Source organism: Spiroplasma culicicola AES-1, from assembly GCF_000565175.1.
Lineage (GTDB): Bacteria > Bacillota_I > Bacilli_A > Mycoplasmatales > Mycoplasmataceae > Spiroplasma_A > Spiroplasma_A culicicola.
The window spans coordinates 784723-804670 of the sequence record NZ_CP006681.1 but is presented as its reverse complement, the minus strand read 5'-3'; the positions used below and the strand labels follow the sequence as shown (position 1 = coordinate 804670).

Genomic DNA, 19948 nt, shown 5'->3' with positions numbered 1-19948 from the left:
TTTTAATGAGTTTTTTAACACCAAGACTATTTGCAATTGCAAGTATGGTATCATATGGTGAAGTTGTAGCAGATATTGGAACCGATCATGCTTATCTGTCTATATATTTGGCAAAAGATTCAAAAGCAGTTAAAATTTATGCAACAGATATTAATGAAAAACCCTTACAAACAGCTAAAAATAATATTTTAAGTTTTGGGGTTAAAGATAAAGTTGAAACAATTTTGGCAAATGGAATCGAATGAACAAAAGAACAAGATATTAAAATTAATTCTTGTATTATTGCAGGAATGGGTTCAACTACAATTCTAGATATTTTAAAGATGGATAATAACAATATTGATTGTTATATTATTTCTTCAAATACTGGAGTTGAACCAATTAGACAATGGGCAAAACAAAAAAAATATTTCATTGAATCTGAAAGCATTATTATTGATAATGAAATTATTTATGAAATCATTAAAATAAATAAATTTGCAGGCCAAAAAATTAAATCAAAACAAGATTTATTGTTTGGTCCAATTCTTAAAAAAGACACTACAAATCAATTATTTGTTCAAAAATGAATGAGTGAAGAACAAAAAATTATGGAATTGATTAAACAAATTCCTAAAAAAGAAAAGAAAGTTAAACTACTTAAGCAAAAACAGAAATTAATTTCTAAAATGCTTAAAAAGGAGACTAGATAAATGTCAAAAATTAAAGCAAATAATTTAATGAATTATTTAAACGATCTTTTTCCGCAATCTAAAGCAGCAGAATGAGATACAGTGGGTTTACAATTAGAAGAAGTTTATAATCTTGCAAGTCAAGATGAAATTGAAAATATTGTTGTGTGCTTAGACGTTACAACTGAAGTTGTGCAAAAAGCAATTGAATTAAAATCAAATTTTATCATTTCACGTCATCCATTTATTTTTAAAACTTTAGAAGAAGAAATGTTAAATCCTGCTAAGAAAAGAATTTATGATTTATGTCTTGAGCATGAAATTCAGATTTTTTCAATTCATACAAATTATGATAGTAGTGAATCACAAAATTTAATTGAATTGTTAGAGAGTCAATTAAATATTAAATCACATGAAAAATTTGGTGAATTAAATGAAGGATTTAAAATTAAACTATTAAGAGAAGTTACTCTTAATGAATTAATTGAAAAGCTAAAATTTATTTTTGGAAGAAAAAACACACTTTTAACTAAAAATTCAGATTTAGAAAAATTTGTTTCAAAATTTTATTTAACACCAGGTTCAGGAGCAGATACAATGCTAAATATGCAATTGACAGATTGTGTATTTATTACTGGGGATGCTAAATGAAATGAGTGATTATATGCAGACCAAAATAATATTGATATGTTCATTTTAGGTCATTACATGGAAAACCACTTTATTGATGATATTAAAAATAAAATTTACAAAACATTTAATGATGAAGTAAATGTTTATGCTTTTGATATTAGAAATACATTTAGATATGTTTAAAAAAATACCTTTTAAAAGGTATTTTTTATTTTTCTATTTCAAGAGCTTCTAAATATCTGATCACATTATTTTGCACAATACTTGAAGTAGAAGCCCCAGCTGTAACTGCAACTGTTTCAATATTTTTTAAGTCTTCTAAATCAATGTCCTCTTTAGAATCAATTCTTAAAGTTTTAATGCCTTTTTGTTCACTTAATTCAACTAATTTCAAAGTATTATTACTTCTTTCATCACCAACAACATATAATAAATCTATTTTATTGGGATCTAAATCTAATACTGCTTGTTGTCTAACTAATGTGGCTTCACAAATATCATTTTTATATAAACTTTGGGGATATTTTTGTTTGATCGCATTGTAAATTACTTGTGTATCTAAAATTGAAAGAGTAGTTTGATTTGTAATAAAGATTTTATCACTATCAAGATTTAATAATTCAACCTCTTCAATATTAGTAACAAGATGTACATTATTTTGATCAATACTTGTTAAAGCAATTGTTTCAGGGTGATGATGTTTTCCTATAAAAATTACTTGATAGTCATCTTGTAAATATTTTTTGATTAAGACCTCAGTTTCTAAAACTCATTCACATTTTGTATCAACACAAATTAATCCAAGTTCTGCTGCTGCTTTAACAACTTCCATATTAGTTCCATGAGCTGAAAAAACAACAACACTATCTTTAGGAATTGTTTTAATGATTTCTAAGCGCGATTTTTTTCAATCATCAATTACTTTAATCCCTTGTTCTTCTAATTCTTTAACAACAATTTTGTTGTGTACAAGTAGACCAATCATATAAATATTTTTATCAGGATATTGTTTTAAAGCTTCTTTTGCCATTTTAATTGATTTTACAACACCTAAGCAAAAACCTCTTGGTGTAACTCTAAATACATTCATATAATCAGTCCTTTATCACTTTTAATTGTATAGTCAAAAAAGATTATTTATACAAATTTAGTTAATTTATAGACTTAAAATACATTAAAATAATAATGTTATTTAAATAGGGGGAAAAATGAAAAAATTTAGTGTCTTTTTAATTAAATTAAAGCCATACAGACGTTTATACAAGATTTTTTGAATGTGTTTCATTATAATTGCATTATTTCTTTTTCAAATGTTAATGCTACTAATGACATTATTTGTTCCTCATCAAAACTCTGGGTTTTATTATTGAATTAATGGTCTTCATTCATTATTAGGCCAATCAAGAAGTGAACCAAATTCAGCTCAAGGTTTTATTTTTGCAGCAACAATTATAGGATTTATTCCTATAATTCCTATAATTCCAGTTTTATACTTTACCTTTGCTAATTGATTTATCCAAGAAAGATTAAGTGATAAATTTATTGAAATTCCCAAAGAAAAATATTTAAAATGATCTAAATTTATTCATTTTTCTGGAATTGCTGTCGTTTTTTTACTAATTCCAGGGATTTTAAGCTACCTGGGTGGAGGAGGAATTTTGCCTCAACATACATGAGCTGCAATTCCAGGAACATTTACCAATAATTTGGCTTCACGAATTGGGGGTATATCTGCTTTTTTATATTATGGAGTTGGATGTGTCTTTGCTTTAATTATTATTATGTGAACTATTGGTATGGTTCTTGCTTGAATTGGACGTCAAATTAAAAGATATTTTAACTACTTGGGTCAAAAAATTAATGATTGAAAAGAAAGAAGAAGAGCTGCCAAAATTGAAAGAATTGAGCAAAAGTCTTCAAGAAAAGATGAATAACTAATTATCTTTTAGGAACAAAGAAACACAATTTTAGTGTTTCTTTTTTTGATATAATAATAAAAATAAGGGGTGTTGGGCATGAAAAAACTTTTAAATTTATTAATGATTTCATCGTTAGTTGCAAGTTCAACATCAGTTGTTGTAAGTTGTCGAGGTGGAGCTGGAATGTCTGTTGATTATACAGATCAAGAAAAAATGCTGGCAATTACAACATTAAATACTCAAAAATTAAAGGATTCAGCTGTTAAATTAGGGGGAAATATTTCAAAAGACCAAGTTGAAAGTTTGTTGAAATTATTGGGAATAAATACTGAAGGTTCTTCATCTGCAAGAGCTGTTATGACAGCTAGTGTAAAAGCATATATTATGGCTAACCAATTATTAAGTCAAATTTCTGCAAAAGTTCCTGGATATGGATGAATTAACTCTAAATTACAATGACAATCTCAAAGATGAGGGTTTGCACAATTATTTAGTGAAGATACAGAAAAAGCACAACAAGCAATGGGAAAAAATGCAAGTGGATGATTAAAAAATGAAAATGAATGATCTCTTTCTGTGACATTTTTAAATGAAGATTTGATTGGGTGAAATGGTAGAGGAAATCCAAAATATGCAAGAGTTAATATTAATAAAAAAATTGATGTTGATTTAGATGGAAATGTAGTTTTAGAAAATTCAGTTCCCGAAGCAGTTCACAGAACTGATCCAACAATGACAGTTAGTGCCTTAACTCCAGTTGAACAATCAACACATGAACAAACAAAGGGTAGAGGATATGTCTATCAAGGTTTTGTTAACAGTAGTAGTTTAATTGACTTAGATGGTATTTATGATCCAAATGATACTTCAATTCCAGGATCAATTTTTTCATATACTCCTTCTGCAACTGATTTTGTCAATAATTTATTACTTGATTCAGATATTGAAAATGATATTTTAATTCAAGATAAAGATATTATTGAATCTGCTTTAAACGATTTATTATTAGAAGAACCAATTTATTTATCAGAAGGTATGAATATTGCCCATATTGATGTTAAATTAAAAAATAGAATCTTTGCCGCTTTATTTACAGGATTATTAGATCGAAAAAATCCTGAACGTGGATTTACAGAAGAAGATTTAATTTATGCAAATAGTATTATGCCTTCATATTGAAGTCAAATTATGTCAAAAATTAAGCAAATTTTAAATGCAGGTTATTTAAATGATACAGAAAATGCTGAATTAAAAGAAATTGAAAGTACATTTAGCCAATATCGCAGTATTGATTTAGAAGAACTTGGTTTAGGTCTAACAAGAGCACAAATTGATGAAGTCTATGAAAAATTATTAAAAGTCATTAGATGAAGTCACAATGATAAAGCAATTAATACTGGAGAAATGTCATTTGCTGTTGGTAGTTTAAGAATGAATGTTTATAAACGTGTACCTTCAATTAATGGGGGGGGAAATGGTGAAAGTTCTTTAATTAACTTAAATAATGTTGATGCATATCGCAATTTTGGATTTAATGGAACTTCACAATTAGTAGTTAATTATTATAATCAAATAATGCCTGAAGAAGAAGCTTCAAAATTATCATATGATCCTGATGGAGCTAAAAATCCATTGAATGGTGATGAAGAATTTATAAGTGATAAGGGATTTAAAAATGTTTTCTTTAAACCTCGATTTGAAACTTTATTACAAGAATATAATTTAACACATAATCAAACATTAGTAGATAATAATTTAGTATTTGAAACTCCAAATGGAACAAATACTTTAACAGTTGAACCATTTGATTTAGATGAGATAAAAAACATTGATGATATTGACAGCGATATATGATATGAAAATGCAGGATTTTATAGACCTGGTAATTCACATGATGATTGAAGAATTGCAGAGTTAATTAATTATATTTTACAAAGTTCAAAAAAACAATTAATAGATCTATTTAATCCAGAACCAACTAATTCAGGAAAAATTAAGCAAAATAATATTGGAAATTATGATATTTCTACTAAATATTTAATTGATGGTGTTTATGATAATTGAAATATCTTGCCAAAAGTGACAGACTGAGAGCAAAAAGATGATGACATTGCTTTCTATGAATTATTATCAAAAGATTATCAACCATTCCATATTACAGACTCAATTAAAGATGGAGGTTCTTCAACTTTAAGACAAAATATTTATCTAAATGGATTAATTTCTCAACAAAACTCTTATTCTCCAGAATTAAGAATTATGAGGGGAAATGTCTCAACTTATGGAGAAATATTAGATACTTTAGCCCATGATCAATGATGAAAATCAAGTAATTATAATTCTGATGTCTCACAAATCTATTTATATCTAAATCTGGGAAGTGATTTAAACACAGTTAATGCATTCAAAGCATACTGGGATCGTCACGTAAGAAATAACTATAGTAATCCAGACCATTTAGCTTAAAAACCTAGAGATAGGTTTTTTTATTTTTTATTAATTAAAACTTATGGGTGTATAATAAGTTAGAATAAATAAATATCTGATAAAAATAAATAAATAATTTAAAAAATATGTTGCATATTACAACAAATATTAGTAATATATAAGTGTTAATAGAGAATTCTATTAACAATAGCATTAAAATTTTGAATATAGGACAAACCCACTAAGATTCTATATTTACATCATTAAAAACACATTTATCCATTTTATTTGATAAGACCACTTATCATAAATCTTAAGGCCACTTGAAAAAGTGGTCTTTTTTAATCTAAATAATGTAAAATAATATCTATAAGAGGGGTAAATGCCTATGAAATTCAGATTACCAGCAAAGATTGCTTTACTGATTGTAAATGCTTTTGTTATTACATTTTTACTATTATTCATTTATTTAATTGGTTTTACTGCATCAAGTGATACATTGACTGTTAATATAATTGGTATAAAAAGTGATCAAGACTATTTTTCATGAATTTTTAATAAAGAAAATGAAGTCTTTTTACTTTCTGACCAACTTGACACAATTAATATAGGTTTTTTTGATTTCTTATTTTATGCAGTTGCTTCAACTTCATACATAAATGAAGCCCAAACAGATATTGTAATTAATACAGCTATTGTTTGATATGCATTGATGGGCTATTTTATTTTAATTGCTGGAATTTTATTTTCAATTAATACTGTTTTGTCACTTTTAAATTTATTAATCTGAAAGAAAGTTAAATTGGCAAAAACAGTTGATGTATTTGTCAAATTATTTACTGTCATTGCTATTGGACTATTAATTTATGCATATATTACAATTAAAATGTTTTTTGAAAAAAACCTTTTAGTTGACCCAAGAGATGAAAATAATTATTTAGATCCTGCAAAACCATATACTTTTATAGATAACTCAAATTTTATTATGCTAATTTTTGGAGTAATCTTTCCATTTATTATGCTAATAGTACACTCTATTTTAAATAGACCATTATATAAAAAGGTTTAAAAACGATAAAAAAATACTGCAGGGCAGTATTTTTTTCATTATTTTAATGCAATATTTCATGCATCTTAAATTGTTGATTTGCTAATAATTAAAAAGATATGAATGAGTAATGAATAAGACTTATACCAACTCAACACCTACGACAGCGATACAAGTCAAGTCGAAAGAAAGGATGTTATTTCAGCTACTGATTTGAAAGTGATGTAATAACCAATAACTGGCCGTAAGTGTGGTCCGAAAGGACATTATTGAATATAACAAATAAAATTGTATATTGCAACTTTTTATTAAATTTTGCATATTTTTGCATTTATTTGAAGCCCATTCTAATTGGGTTTTTAAATATTGAAAATTAAAATAAAAAATTTTAAATAGTTTAGATGATCATTCTAAAAGTAAAGTTGTTTTTAAACACTTATTATAGTTATATAGAAATTTATAGAAATTTAAATTGTTAATACTTACATCTAAAAAAATCAATTTTTTTAAGATTTTTAACAGTTGGTTTTTTAGATAGTTTATCAATTTTGAAATTAATAATTTCACTCTTTTTTTCAGCACTTATTCAAAGGCCCATAAAAATATTTGCAAATAAATCTATCATCTATTTTTATCTCCAATTATATCACTCTACAAATAGTTTGAAAACTAATATTTTTATTAGTAATTATCATAGCAATGATACCTCGTTTAAAATATTTACTTAGTTAATAATTGTTATTATTTTTATTTTAGTACTAATTTTTGAAAAAAGTAATTGTTCATTTGATAAAAACTTAGAAATTCTTTGAAAAAATTGCTATTACTTTGATTATTTATTACAATAAAAAATAGCTTTCAACAAGCATGAAAGGAGCCAAAAAATATGCAAAGATGATGAGTACTGACTTTGATCTTATTATTGTTGGGAATTATTCCAGGAATAATTTATTGATTATTACATCCAGGACATAAAATAGCAACTTTAGTATTATTATTAATTTTCTTTATTATTCCAGGATTATTATATTTATTATTCCCAAAAGGTGGATTTTTGAGTTCTAAGTAATATGTAAATTTTAAAATTTTAATGCAAAAAAACTATATGTAAATATAGTTTTTTATTTATTCTATGCAATTTTGTAGCAATACTAGGTCTTTAAAAATAGGCAAAAATAAGGTATAATCTATGTACTAAGTGAGGTGTTTGATGTGGCAGTAGAACGTTTTTTCCAAAAACTTTCTGGACGTGGTGATTTCTATGATTTTGATGATCAATTAAATTATTTTGATTATTTTGGCATTGAACCAGAAGATATTATTAAAATGTTTGAAGCATTAGAACAAAATTCAAATCGAATGGGTTCATATATGCTTGAACTTGAACAAATGATCTTTGAAAGATTTGAGTTCTATTCATCAAATATTCGTGATGCAAAAGCTGGATTTATTAAAATTTTTGATGAAAAAACAATTCAATCAGGAAGAGCATATGTGGCTTCAATGATTTATTTAGGAGCACGTTTAATAGCTCAAGAATTTGTTTTACTTTCAACTGCAAACAAAGCTAATTTTTCTGTTGATTTAAGAGTTTATAAATTTGGAGAAGAAAAATATAACTATCGTTTATACTTAAAAAGTTTAAGAACTTTTTATGAATCATTATCAGCATGAAGTTATGTTTTTATTAAAAATAATGAAGAAATGTTGACATTCTTTTCAAAAATGGATGACTACATTGATCGCAAAATTTATGATTTAAAAGTTTATAAAGATATCTTTATGTTAATTTGAGTTTATGCTTATGTTAAACAAGCAAAAGATATTCGCGATTATCATTTGTCATTAGATCCCCAAACTGAACAACATGTTACAATTCGCAAAAATGTTTTAAACCCATTAAACTTTGAAGAATTATTTGCACTTAAAGAACATGATGAAGAGAAAAAAAGAAGAGCAAGAATTGATGACTATAAATTGTGAGTTGATCCTGACTTAAAACAAAATATTAAAGATACAAAGACTGACCTATTAGATGCTGTACCTTTTAATAAAATTATTAATTTACGAGATTATTTTAATGTTTTAGATAAACTAGTTTTTTCTTTTGAATACTATAATTTTTATGATTATCAAGGTTATATGACAAACCTTTTTGAAACAGTTCAAAAAGCATTGGGTGAAAAAGTAAACAATGATTTATTAGAAGAAATTATTAAAAATTCAATTTTCTATAATATGACTTTTCACACAACTGATGTTTTAAACGACTTTTATGAAATAGGAATTTACAAAAGACCATTAATTGGTTTTAATGATAGTCAAAGACGTTTCTTTGTTATGGGATATCCCGAAATTATTTGAATGGCAATTAAATCTCAAGAAGAATATATGTTATTTGATAGTCCAATTAGAAATAAAATGCATGAACTTGTAATTGATAAAATGCACGATATGTTAAATACATCATTACAAAAACTAGCAAAACGCTTTGCTGTTATCAACATTTTTAATCCTGAAGATGTACCTTATTTTGCAAACAGAAGTCGAGATAAAAAAGCAAATCTATTAGTTGATGCAATTGCATATGAAAAAAATGCAGAAAACTGTTTCTTTTTCTTTAATAACTTTTTTAAAGATTCACCATTAATGTGAGATATTTATCGAAATTCCTTAAAAACTTCAGTGGGACCTGGAAATTTATTGGATCGAATTGTTAAAAATCGATATTCATTATTTGCAAAAGATTTAAAAAAAATTAAGAAACAAATGGGTTTACCAAAGGATGCCAAAATTTCAGTTGTTTTAATTGTTAATGATGTTTTAGAAGTAAATCCTAAAATTGAAACTGAAGAATATGATATTTATGTTGTAGATTATTCAACAATTGAATTCTTCCTAACAAGTTTTATATACAAAAAATAATCTCACTCGTGGGGTTATTTTTTTGATTTGGTGTTAATATATATATGAAATCAAAAATTAATAGGAGAGATATTCATTATGGCATATCCATATATTGCAAGCGATCTTGATGGAACTATTGTGAAAAATGAAGATTTTAAAATCTTAGATGAAACAATAGCAGATATTCTAAATTATCAAGAAAAAAGCGGTTCAAAGTTTTTTATTGTAACTGGTAGGTTGTTTGAAACATCAAAACTTTATATCAACCAACTACATGTTACCTTGCCAATTATTGGAGCTAATGGAGCAGTTATTATCGACCCAATTACTCAAAAGGTTTTATATCAAAGCATAATAGAGAAAGATATTTGTGAAAAAATCTTTGATTTTGCTTTAGCAAATAATCTTGATTTAATCTATTATTCTGCAAAAGCCTTAATTGGACTTGAAACTTCAGAAAGAATTAACTACTACAAAGAAGCCTATAAAGATTTGGAAAGAAACTTACAGCCAAATTGTGAAATTTATCCAGATTTTGAGCAATTTAAAATGAGTGCTATGAATGAAATCCACAAACCTTTTAAATTTTTGTTCTCATTTCCAACCACTGGAAGTGAATCATTAGTTGAAAAAACAACTAAATTCTTGAATGATCTAAAACTTAATTGTCCAATAACTCATATGAATGAGAGAATATTTGTTGATGCAATGAACAATAATGTTAATAAAGCAACAGGACTAGAAAAATGAGCTGAAATCATGAATGTCGAGTTAGATGAAATCCATCCAATTGGTGACAATAATAATGATTATGAAATGGTTGCTCAATTTAAAAATGGATGTGTTGTTGCAAATGGTGTTGAAAAAACTAAACAAGTGGCTAGCAAAATATTAGAAGATATTTACAGCAATGGTGTTGGAAAGTATCTTCAAACATTATCGCACCCCCAAAACGATGATTAAAGTAGCTTTATTTGGTGGAAGCTTTGACCCCATTCATACAGATCATATTAATATAATTAAAGCATGTTATGAAAAACTTGGTTTTGATCAAGTTTGAATAATACCTGCATATGTTAATCCTTTTAAAACAATTTCAAGTTCAAGTGTTAATCAAAGACTTGAAATGATTGAACTTGCGATTAAAGGATTAGATTATGTTAAAGTCGAAACTTATGAAATTCGTAAGTTTGAAAAAAGTTATACATATGACACAGTTTGTTACATGCAAAAACAATATCCACAATACTCATTTTCCTTTATTATGGGTTCAGATCAATTGGACAATTTTGAGAAATGAGATCATTTTCAAGAATTAATAACTATTATCAACTTTAAAGTTTTTTTACGACATCAAGAATTTAATCAAACCATAGTTCAAAAATACAATTTAGAGACATTTGAGTTTGAAAATAATCATTTAAGTTCTACAAAAATTCGAAACTTAGAGGATTTAAATTTACAAATCAAATCAGTTAATGATTATATTAATTCTAAATTAATGTATTTACATGAACGATTAGAGTCAAAAATGGATGAAGAACGTTATTTTCATTCATTGAATGTTGGTCAACAAGCTTTAATGATTGCTAATTTGAATAATTATGATTTGAATAAAGCATTAATCGCAGGAACACTTCATGATGTTGCCAAAAAATGAAGTGAAGAAGAATTAAAAGCAATAATTGCTAAATATGATTCATCGCTTTTAAATGAACCAAAACCTGTTTGACACAGCTATGCTGGTGCTTTTCACATCGAACACGACTGATTATTTAGTGATCGTGAAATAATTGATGCAATCTATAAGCATACAGTTGGTGATAAAAATATGACAACTCTAGATATGATTGTTTTTTGTGCAGATAAAATTTCTGTTGAAAGAAATTATCCTGGAGTTGAAAAATTTAGATCGTTAGTGTATTCTGATTTAAAATCAGGTTTTATTGCTTTATTAAAGCAGCAATATGATATTGCAGTAACAAAACACGGCTCTCAAAATATAGGTTCTAAATTATTAGAAGCATACTCAACTTGAGTAACGGAGGAATAATCATGAATATTTGTCTACTTTTTGCCATGGAAGACGAAGCAAGTGTATTAATTGAATCAATTAATGCCAAGAAAATTTGTGAAAAACCCTTCAAAATATATCAAACAGATAATGTCCTAATTGCAATTAGTGGAATTGGTTTAGTTAATGCGAGTGTTTGTCTCACATATATGAACTTTAACTATGACATCAATTCTTACATCAATGCAGGTTTAGTTGGATGTATTAGTGAAAAATATCAATCACTTGATGTACTTCTTATTAATAAAGCGTATTATAGTTGCGCAAATGCAACTGGCTTTGGTTATGAATACGGACAAATCCCCAAGATGCCCTTATTCTTTGAAACGAACTCAACTCTAAAAGAAGAAATAATTTCCCCAATTAATAACTTAGACATCAATAATGCAAATATTGCATCAAGTGATATATTTATTAACTCTTTTGTAAAAAAAGAAGAGTTAATCGATAATATTAATGATCAAATCGATGTTGTTGACATGGAATGCGCTGCTTTCTTTCATTCAGCATATTTATTGAATAAACCAATTGCTGCACTTAAAATTGTAAGTGATACATTATCACGTCCCTCAAACGAATTCCAATTTAAAAATATTTTAATGAATGCTAGTCAAAAACTGGCACAAATTTTAATAAAATACTTATCAATTAAAAAATAAATATAATAATTTTAACTTGTACATTCTGTACAAGTTTTTTTGTATAATTTTATTACTTTTAAAAGGGGTATTTTAATTATGGAAAATAAATATCAAACTTATAGTAGCTTATTGTATGATACAACAAAGCCTCCAGGAACTAGTGTTGATGGAGATATTGAATTTTATAAGCAATTGGTATTGCCAATTGAAGGTAAAGTTCTAGAAGCTGGTGTTGGCAATGGACGTATGCTAATTGGATTTCTAAAATATAAAGTTAATATAATTGGAGTTGATAAATCTAAAGAAATGTTAGAATTATGTCAAAATAATTTAGATAAAAATAATCTAAAGTGTGAGTTAATTTGTTGTGATTTAGTTGACTTTAAAAAAGAAAATGAATTTGAATGTATAATTATGCCCAATGCTAGTTTTAACTTATTAGAAACAAGGCAAAAAGCAATTCAAGTGCTAAGTAATTTTTATACAAGTTTACAATCTGAAGGCCAAATTGCTTTAGATTTAATAATGCCAGTTGATTTTAAAGCAGGTAGTGAACATATAATGGAACACAAAATTAATGATCTTAATTTAACTGTTAAAAACTACAGTCAAGAAATTAATTGATATGACCAATATACAATTAATAAAATTAACTATATTATTGATAATAAAATTGTAGAAACTCAAAATTTTAAATTAAATTGATATGGGGTTAAAGAATTTAAAACTATTTTAGAACAAATTGGATTTAAAAAAGTTGAAATTATTAAAAATTATAATAATTCACGTGTTTTGAACCTTAAAACCATTACTTTTATAGCTACAAAATAGCTATTTTTTTTTATAACATTTTTCGTGTGTTGTAGTCTGCAACTATTACATTTAAAATTATATTATTAGGGGGGCTTAATATGAAAAAACTTTTATATACAATGAGTGCAACTTTTCTACCAGTAATTGCTACAAATAATGTTGTATCTTGTTTTGGAGGTGAAAAACCTTTAAAACCAACTCCTCCACCAGTTGTTCCTGGTGATATGGATAAAGTCTTAGTAGGTTATTGATATGATTGAGGTGGAGCTTATCAAGAAGTACCAAAATTAGAAGAAATTCATTCAAGTTATAATGTGATTAATTTATCATTTTTATATTCAAAAGAAGCATATCAAATGCCTGTATTTGAATATTATGGGATTAGTAAAGAGGCATTAATTGCTGGAATTGAATATCAACACTCTTTAGGACATAAAGTTTTAATTTCAATGGGTGGAGCCACTGGAAATAAAATGCGTTTTAAAATGAATCAAAAAGACGAATTAAAACAAACAATCTTAAAAGTTATTAATGAATATAATTTAGATGGTTTAGATATTGATTGAGAAGGAGATTGCCTTGCAGATCGTGAGAGTCAACTTGTAACTTCTCAAGTATTAAAAGAAATTAAAAATGAATGAGCTGCTGAAGGTCGCAATTTTTATATAACTATGGCACCTGAAATGCCTTATTTAAAAAATAGTACAGAAACAAGTGGAGGTTCATATATTCCTTTTTTAAAAGAATTAGATGATTATTATGACTGAATTAATCCCCAATTTTATAACGGGTGAGCATTTGGACCATACGTTGAACCAACTGAAGCTACAAATTTGGGACTTACTCCATATTACATAGTTGAAAATGATAATGTAGAATTAAGAAGTGATTTTTTTTATTTAATGACAAAATATATGACAACAACTTACAGTCCAAAAAATGATTTTTATTTAATTGACCCAGAGAGATTTGTAATGGGTGCAGCTACAAATGAACCTGCAGGAAGAGGAGCTGCTAGTCAAGAATCAATCATTGAATCATATGAAATGTTAGTTGAAGATGAAATTTATACCAAAGGTTTAATGACTTGAGCATTAAACTATGATAATTTTGAAGGAACAATATCTTGAGACTGATATAGTTCAACTTATTTTAAACGTTGAAGTTTTGCATCATGATATGATCAAACTCACGGACAAGAATAATACAAAGTAATTTGTATTATTTTTTTTGTTTTATATTAAAATAAGTAGTGAAAATAGATTGGAGTAATTTAAATGAGCGAATCAAATACCTTTGAATTAGGCCAATCTGGAAAAAAAATCATAAAAAAAGATGGTAAGTTATTTAAAGAATTTAAAAATATTAAAGCTTGTACTTTATATTTTCAAAAAAGATTAAATAAACTTGGTTTTAGATATATTCCAATCCATTATGGTTTTAGTGATGGTTATCAAATCCTAGAATTTATTCCTGGAGTTGATGGAGAAGAACAAGCCATTTGTAGTAATTTAAAAATCAAAAATATTGTCAATTTTTTAGTTGATTTTCAACAAGTTTGTCTCAAAGAATTTGGCCATATTTTAAGTCACAATGATTTAAACCCATTAAATGTTGTTTTTGATGATTATGACAATATTAATAAAGTTATTGATTGAGATAAATTAGGACTTGGCCACAGATATGATGATCTTGTCTATATCTTGTGATTATGAACTGGGATTGCTATGGGTTTGCAAACTGATGAAGTCATTATTCAAAAAATATGTACTGCTTTAAAAGTTTATAATCAATATCAACCAATTGATTTTGATGAATTAAATGCAACTTTTCAAAGAAAAATATTGTCTCATTTTCAAAATATTGACAGAACAAATGAGCAAGCAGCTGAAGTTGCAGCTTGATTTAGAGAATCGATGATTTGATGACAAAAAAACTTTGAAACCGTTAAAAATAATATATAATTATACAGGTGTTGATTTATAGATGCCTCTTTTGATTGTGGATAGATAATTTTTATTACCTTTAAAAGAATTGATTATAGAAAGGTGATGAAAAACATGGGATTTGACAATAACAGAGGTCAAGATAGACAAAGAAGAAGTTTTTCAAGTAACAGACCAAGTGGTGGTGCTGGACAAAATAATGGAAGAATCGAAAATTTTGAAAAACCATTAATTGAATTATTAAAACAAATCAATGATAAATTAGATATCTTGATTGAAAAAACTAAATAATTTCAATATTTGATAAAATTTATTAAAAATTCCCACTAAAAATGGGAATTTTTTTAATATAATCAATTATGTATAATTAGAAAGAGAGAACTACAAAATGATAGCACCAGGAAGAGAAATGGATCAAAACAAAGATGCTGGCAAATCAGTAAAAGCTTCAGCATTGGGAATGCTATTTTGATATTTATTTTGAATATTAATTATTCCATTGATTGCACATATTATTAAAGTTAACAAAATTAAAAGAATGAGAACAAAAATTTCAGAGGCAGAATCTGGAATTGATATTCAGTTAAAAAGAAGAAGAGATACTTTAGTTAAATTGCTTGACGCAGTTAAATCAAATATTTCTTTTGAACAATCAACTTATTCACATATTGTAAATATGAGAATGGGTGGGGGAGTTCAACAAATGATGGAAAATGATAAATTAATGAATAAAACTATGAAAAATATTGGAGTTCAATTAGAAAATTACCCAAATTTAAAAACATCAGATCTAGTTCAAAATTTAATGACATCAATTACAGATATTGAAGAGGATATTTCTGCATCAAGAAGAATTTATAATTCAAATGCAAGTTATTATAACCAATATATTATTGGGTGACCAAATAACGTTATTGCAAAAGCAATGAAAGCAAAAACAGAATTCTTCTTTGAAATTACAGAAGAAGAAAGAGCAGATGTAAACATCTCATTTTAAGTAGATGGAAAATACAATTAAATTAGTTGCATCAGATATTAGGCAAAATATTGACAACCCTGAATTTGATGCAACTTATAAGAAATATAAACTATTTAATCTCTTAAAATATCTAAGTTTAGTTTTATTATTAGTTGCCATAATTATGGCAGTTGTATCATCAATAGTTTTGGAAAATCTACTTTTTCTTCAAATTAGTCTTGCAGTTGCAGGAATAACTGTGCTTACAACACTAATTTTCTATTGACTTGCACGTAAGGCTTCAAAGAAAGTTGCATTAGCAGTTGATGGAGTAGATTGAAATAAAATTTATCAAAATGCATTTAGTTTATATCAAAAAAATAATTTGACAGGTGGAGAATTTAAAAAAGTTGAATTCAAATCTTTGTCTAGAATTAAAAATGTTAATTCAATTTTTCGTCTTTATGAAGAACCAAAATATTGACTAAAACAATATGATTTTTTAACAGATCAATATAATGAAAATCATATTGAAATGATGTATGAAGATAAATATTTATTTTTTAAAGTTAATCCTACAACTGAATGTATTGTTGTAAGGCATTACACTGATTCAAAAGGAAAAAGTCAAACAACAACAACTTATTATTATGTAACAACTTATAATTTATCAATGGAAAATACAAAATTTGACAATAGTTATAATGGAGTTAAAGTGTTACCAGGAAAAACTAATGATAAATTATTTCAAACTGAATCAATTGAATTCAATAAGAAATTTAAAATTAATTTAAATTCAACAGATTTGAGAGCTGCAAAATTGTTAAGACCAAAAATGATTGAAAAAATGATGAATTTAGATAATAAAGATTTTAAAGGATTAGGAATTAATAATGATTTTGTTATTGGAAAATACAACATTGATAAAGGTTACACTTTAAAAACATTAACCAATCAAATTGCTGTTTTTGATAAAATGTCAAAATCATCAAAACATGGACCAACTTATAACTTTGCCAAAAAAGTAATAAATGATATTGGCGCAATTGCCGATTGTTTCCAATATCTAGAAGGTATCTATTAAAATAGACAGACAAATTTAAGTCTGTTTTTTAAATTTTGATAATTTTTATAAAATTTAATTTAACAAAGATACTAAAAATGTGTATAATCTTTAAGTATTGATGTTTTTACGTTGTATAAATTATTAACCCTTAAATTTATACTTTGTTTAGACACTTTCAATCAAATTGAAAATTAAAAGGGAGAATTAAACGATGGTTTCAAGATCACAAAAAACAGATATTATTAAACAACATGGAAACAATGACAAAGATACAGGTAAAGCTGAAGTACAAATCGCTTTATTGACAACTGACATTGCTAACTTAACAGAACACTTAAATATTCATAAAAAAGATATTACTTCAAGAAGAAGTTTATTAAAAAAAGTTGCTCAAAGAAGACACTTATTAAATTTCTTATTGAAAAAAGATGTTAACAGATATAAAGCAATTATTGAAAAATTAGGATTAAGAAAATAATTGTAAGTTTAATAAAATTAAAAAAATCACATGAATATATTCATGTGATTTTTTTAATTTCTCTTAGTTAGAATTTCAATTTGTTCTTTTAACTTTTTAATTTCCTTAACTTGTTTTTCTAATTCAATTATTTTTTTAGATTGCTTATTAATTAAATCAGTTAATTTAATTATAGAAGTCTGTGTTTCTTTTAATTGTTCGGGACAATTTTTATTTACAATTATTTTCAAGATATCTAAATCCTTTTTTAGCTTATTTATATTGCTATTGTTAATTATAGCATTTTCCAAATTAAGATTTTGAATATCATCTATATTACAATATTTATAAAGTATGAAAAATCATTGTTGTTGTTTTTGATTTAAATTCTTTCAGTGATATTTTAAAATTTTATTATTTTCAAATTCTAAAATAATAGTCAAATCAAATTCAATAGTATATTTATCATTCATATTTTTACCCCTAATATTGTTATTGTCAATTAAAAATTACTTTTTTTCATTTTTTTAAAAATATCTTGCATTTTCCATATATAATTAAAAAAGATATTTTTAAGGGGAAAACCTATGTACAACTTTAATTTAAAACATGTTGAACTAAAGAAACACATTGTAGTTAAAAAATCACGAAAGATGATGCACTACAATATTTAGTCTTGTTTAACTGGTTAGATATTAAAGTGCGTTTCTAAGATAATGAAAAAAATTTGGAAACAGAGCTTTTAATAAATAATAAGAATTTAAAACAAATATTTCCAAATTTTAAAAACAATAAATTTTTTTAAGAGAAGGAGATATTTTTTATGTCATCGAGGACAAAAACGTTAACAAAAGCAACGATTGTCTTAATGAGTTTTGGAATCATTTTTGGTTTTAGAAATATTATTAACAATCAAGTACAATTTGGGCTATTAGCTGCCATCTTATTTTTAGTTGGGGGAGCAATTTATGCAATTCCAATGGTATTAATTACATCAGAATTTGGAAGTATTAAAAAATTAAAAGATCAAGAATCTGGAATGGGAAGTTTTTGTGTCTTTACTTTAGGCCAAAAATATGGATTTTTAGCAAGTTGAGCTAGTTACTTTGGAAATTTATTTTTCTTTGCAACAATTGCTCCGTTTACAATTATTGCTTTAAGTTTTTTCTTTACTGGAAGTAATGGTTTTGATAAATTAGCAGAAGTTTTTTACAATGATGGAAACAATGGTATTTCGCAATCAAATGCAACAAGAAGTAGTGCAATAATTCTTGCTCTTTGTGCTATTTTATTATTTTGAGGTGGAACATTTGTTTCAAGAAAAGGACCAAAATGAATTGGAACATTTACAAATATTGGAGGAACAGCAAGTTTAATTTTAGGAGTATTGTTTATTGCAATTGCTTTATTTTATACAATTCCTTTTGGCGAAACTATTAAATTTGATTCAAGTCTACTAGATCCAATTAATAATGATAATGGATTTAAAGGAGATTGATGAAGTTTCTTATCTGCATTTCCCTGATTGATATTTGCTTTTAATGGAATTGAAACAATGAGTGTCTTTGTAAAAGATACTAAAGGTGGACCAAAAGCATTTAAAATTGCTTCAGTTATAGGAATGTCAATTGTAATTGGATTAATGGTTGTTGGAACTGTAGTTTTAAGTTTTACAATTGATCAAGAAACTATTAATTCACCACAATGAGGGCTATCAAATTCATACTATTATGTATTTCCAAAAATATTGGGATTAGAAATTGATAGTGTTGCTGGAAAAACAATTATTCATATTGTAGGATTAATTACTGCGTTAAATGGAATGGGATCAATGTTTTTTTGAACAGCTGGACCTGCAAAAGTATTTTTTTCAGAAATTCCAGAAAATGTAATGGGAAAATATATTTCAAAAGTTGATAAAAATGGAATTCCAGTAAATGCATTATTCTTACAAGCAATAGTTGTATCAATTATCTTATTGATTGTTGGAACAACAACAGTTGGAGAAGTTGGTGGAGGTTCAAGTGCTTTTTTAACAAAAATTACTCAAGCAACAACTTCATTGGCAACTGTACAAATGTTCTTCTATTTTGGAGGATATATTAAATTTAGACTAAAAAATGATGATGAAGATCGAGGAACACGATTCTTTAAAAATAAATGGCCAGCTATAATTATTAGTGTCATAACGCTTGTCTTATTAGCAATTGCATTCTTTTTTGGAACAATACCAAGTCCTGAAAGTTGAAAGGCTGATTGAGTAAACTCATTAATTGATTTCATATTTATCTTTGGGGGATTTATCTTCTTTATGGGATTTGGAATGTTCATGTGATGATATAATATGGAAAGAAAAGTTAAAGTAAAACAAGGAGAGCTAAAATAGTT

General features: G+C 26.1%; 21 protein-coding genes. 18 read left to right on the top strand and 3 right to left on the bottom strand.

The window, feature by feature from the left end; genetic code table 4:
- The first annotated feature begins 5 nt into the window (after positions 1–5).
- On the top strand, positions 6–692 hold the full coding sequence (locus SCULI_RS03680) for a tRNA (adenine(22)-N(1))-methyltransferase (RefSeq protein ID WP_025363297.1): 687 nt from the start codon (positions 6–8) through the stop codon (positions 690–692).
- On the top strand, positions 693–1487 hold the full coding sequence (locus SCULI_RS03675; protein ID WP_038648101.1) for a Nif3-like dinuclear metal center hexameric protein: 795 nt from the start codon (positions 693–695) through the stop codon (positions 1485–1487).
- Positions 1488–1512: 25 nt separating this feature from the next.
- Here the strand turns inward: SCULI_RS03675 and ispH are convergent, their stop codons facing one another.
- Positions 1513–2394 (bottom strand): 4-hydroxy-3-methylbut-2-enyl diphosphate reductase, encoded by an 882-nt coding sequence (ispH, locus tag SCULI_RS03670; protein WP_025363295.1) that lies wholly within the window; start codon positions 2392–2394, stop codon positions 1513–1515.
- A gap of 118 nt (positions 2395–2512) precedes the next feature.
- Here ispH and SCULI_RS03665 point away from each other — a divergent pair, with 118 nt between their 5' ends.
- The 3 genes from SCULI_RS03665 (at position 2513) to SCULI_RS03655 (ending at position 6719) form a co-directional block, all read left to right on the top strand.
- Positions 2513–3238: a hypothetical protein gene (locus tag SCULI_RS03665; protein WP_025363294.1), complete on the top strand. Its 726-nt coding sequence runs from the start codon at positions 2513–2515 to the stop codon at positions 3236–3238.
- A gap of 81 nt (positions 3239–3319) precedes the next feature.
- Positions 3320–5689 carry a hypothetical protein gene (locus tag SCULI_RS03660; RefSeq protein WP_025363293.1) on the top strand — a complete coding sequence of 790 codons (2370 nt, stop codon included), beginning with the start codon at positions 3320–3322 and terminating at the stop codon, positions 5687–5689.
- Between the two features lie 349 nt (positions 5690–6038).
- Positions 6039–6719 (top strand): hypothetical protein, encoded by a 681-nt coding sequence (locus SCULI_RS03655; RefSeq protein WP_025363292.1) that lies wholly within the window; start codon positions 6039–6041, stop codon positions 6717–6719.
- Between the two features lie 454 nt (positions 6720–7173).
- Here the strand turns inward: SCULI_RS03655 and SCULI_RS05710 are convergent, their stop codons facing one another.
- Complete coding sequence (locus SCULI_RS05710) at positions 7174–7323, bottom strand: hypothetical protein (protein ID WP_158499962.1); 150 nt, start codon at positions 7321–7323, stop codon at positions 7174–7176.
- 261 nt (positions 7324–7584) lie between these two features.
- Here SCULI_RS05710 and SCULI_RS03650 point away from each other — a divergent pair, with 261 nt between their 5' ends.
- From SCULI_RS03650 to rpsO, 12 genes are all read left to right on the top strand, one after another.
- On the top strand, positions 7585–7767 hold the full coding sequence (locus SCULI_RS03650) for a hypothetical protein (RefSeq protein WP_025363291.1): 183 nt from the start codon (positions 7585–7587) through the stop codon (positions 7765–7767).
- A 143-nt stretch (positions 7768–7910) separates the two neighbouring features.
- A complete protein-coding gene (locus tag SCULI_RS03645; RefSeq protein ID WP_025363290.1) occupies positions 7911–9623 on the top strand; it encodes a hypothetical protein in 1713 nt (570 codons plus the stop codon).
- Positions 9624–9701: 78 nt separating this feature from the next.
- Positions 9702–10568, top strand: coding sequence for an HAD family hydrolase (locus SCULI_RS03640; protein WP_025363289.1), 867 nt, complete (start codon positions 9702–9704; stop codon positions 10566–10568).
- Positions 10516–11658: a nicotinate-nucleotide adenylyltransferase gene (locus SCULI_RS03635; RefSeq protein ID WP_236621710.1), complete on the top strand. Its 1143-nt coding sequence runs from the start codon at positions 10516–10518 to the stop codon at positions 11656–11658. Before SCULI_RS03640 ends, SCULI_RS03635 begins: the two co-directional genes overlap by 53 nt.
- 2 nt (positions 11659–11660) lie before the next feature.
- Complete coding sequence (gene mtnN / locus SCULI_RS03630; RefSeq protein WP_025363287.1) at positions 11661–12338, top strand: 5'-methylthioadenosine/S-adenosylhomocysteine nucleosidase; 678 nt, start codon at positions 11661–11663, stop codon at positions 12336–12338.
- A 78-nt stretch (positions 12339–12416) separates the two neighbouring features.
- Positions 12417–13151 carry a class I SAM-dependent methyltransferase gene (locus SCULI_RS03625; RefSeq protein WP_025363286.1) on the top strand — a complete coding sequence of 245 codons (735 nt, stop codon included), beginning with the start codon at positions 12417–12419 and terminating at the stop codon, positions 13149–13151.
- Positions 13152–13231: 80 nt separating this feature from the next.
- Positions 13232–14338 carry a glycosyl hydrolase family 18 protein gene (locus tag SCULI_RS03620; RefSeq protein ID WP_025363285.1) on the top strand — a complete coding sequence of 369 codons (1107 nt, stop codon included), beginning with the start codon at positions 13232–13234 and terminating at the stop codon, positions 14336–14338.
- 72 nt (positions 14339–14410) lie between these two features.
- Entirely contained in the window at positions 14411–15097 is a 687-nt protein-coding gene (locus SCULI_RS03615) for a phosphotransferase (protein WP_025363284.1), read from the top strand.
- A 96-nt stretch (positions 15098–15193) separates the two neighbouring features.
- A complete protein-coding gene (locus tag SCULI_RS05705; RefSeq protein ID WP_158499961.1) occupies positions 15194–15370 on the top strand; it encodes a hypothetical protein in 177 nt (58 codons plus the stop codon).
- Positions 15371–15467: 97 nt separating this feature from the next.
- Positions 15468–16076, top strand: coding sequence for a LemA family protein (locus SCULI_RS03610; protein WP_025363283.1), 609 nt, complete (start codon positions 15468–15470; stop codon positions 16074–16076).
- A gap of 4 nt (positions 16077–16080) precedes the next feature.
- Positions 16081–17121: a hypothetical protein gene (locus tag SCULI_RS03605; RefSeq protein WP_025363282.1), complete on the top strand. Its 1041-nt coding sequence runs from the start codon at positions 16081–16083 to the stop codon at positions 17119–17121.
- 193 nt (positions 17122–17314) lie between these two features.
- Positions 17315–17581, top strand: a complete 267-nt coding sequence (rpsO, locus tag SCULI_RS03600) for a 30S ribosomal protein S15 (RefSeq protein ID WP_025363281.1) — start codon at positions 17315–17317, stop codon at positions 17579–17581.
- 53 nt (positions 17582–17634) lie between these two features.
- On the opposite strand, the gene SCULI_RS03595 is transcribed toward rpsO, so the two are convergent.
- On the bottom strand, positions 17635–18033 hold the full coding sequence (locus SCULI_RS03595) for a hypothetical protein (RefSeq protein ID WP_025363280.1): 399 nt from the start codon (positions 18031–18033) through the stop codon (positions 17635–17637).
- 350 nt (positions 18034–18383) lie between these two features.
- On the opposite strand from SCULI_RS03595, the gene SCULI_RS03590 reads away from it, so the two are divergent.
- A complete protein-coding gene (locus tag SCULI_RS03590) occupies positions 18384–19946 on the top strand; it encodes an amino acid permease (RefSeq protein WP_025363279.1) in 1563 nt (520 codons plus the stop codon).
- Positions 19947–19948 lie beyond the last annotated feature (2 nt).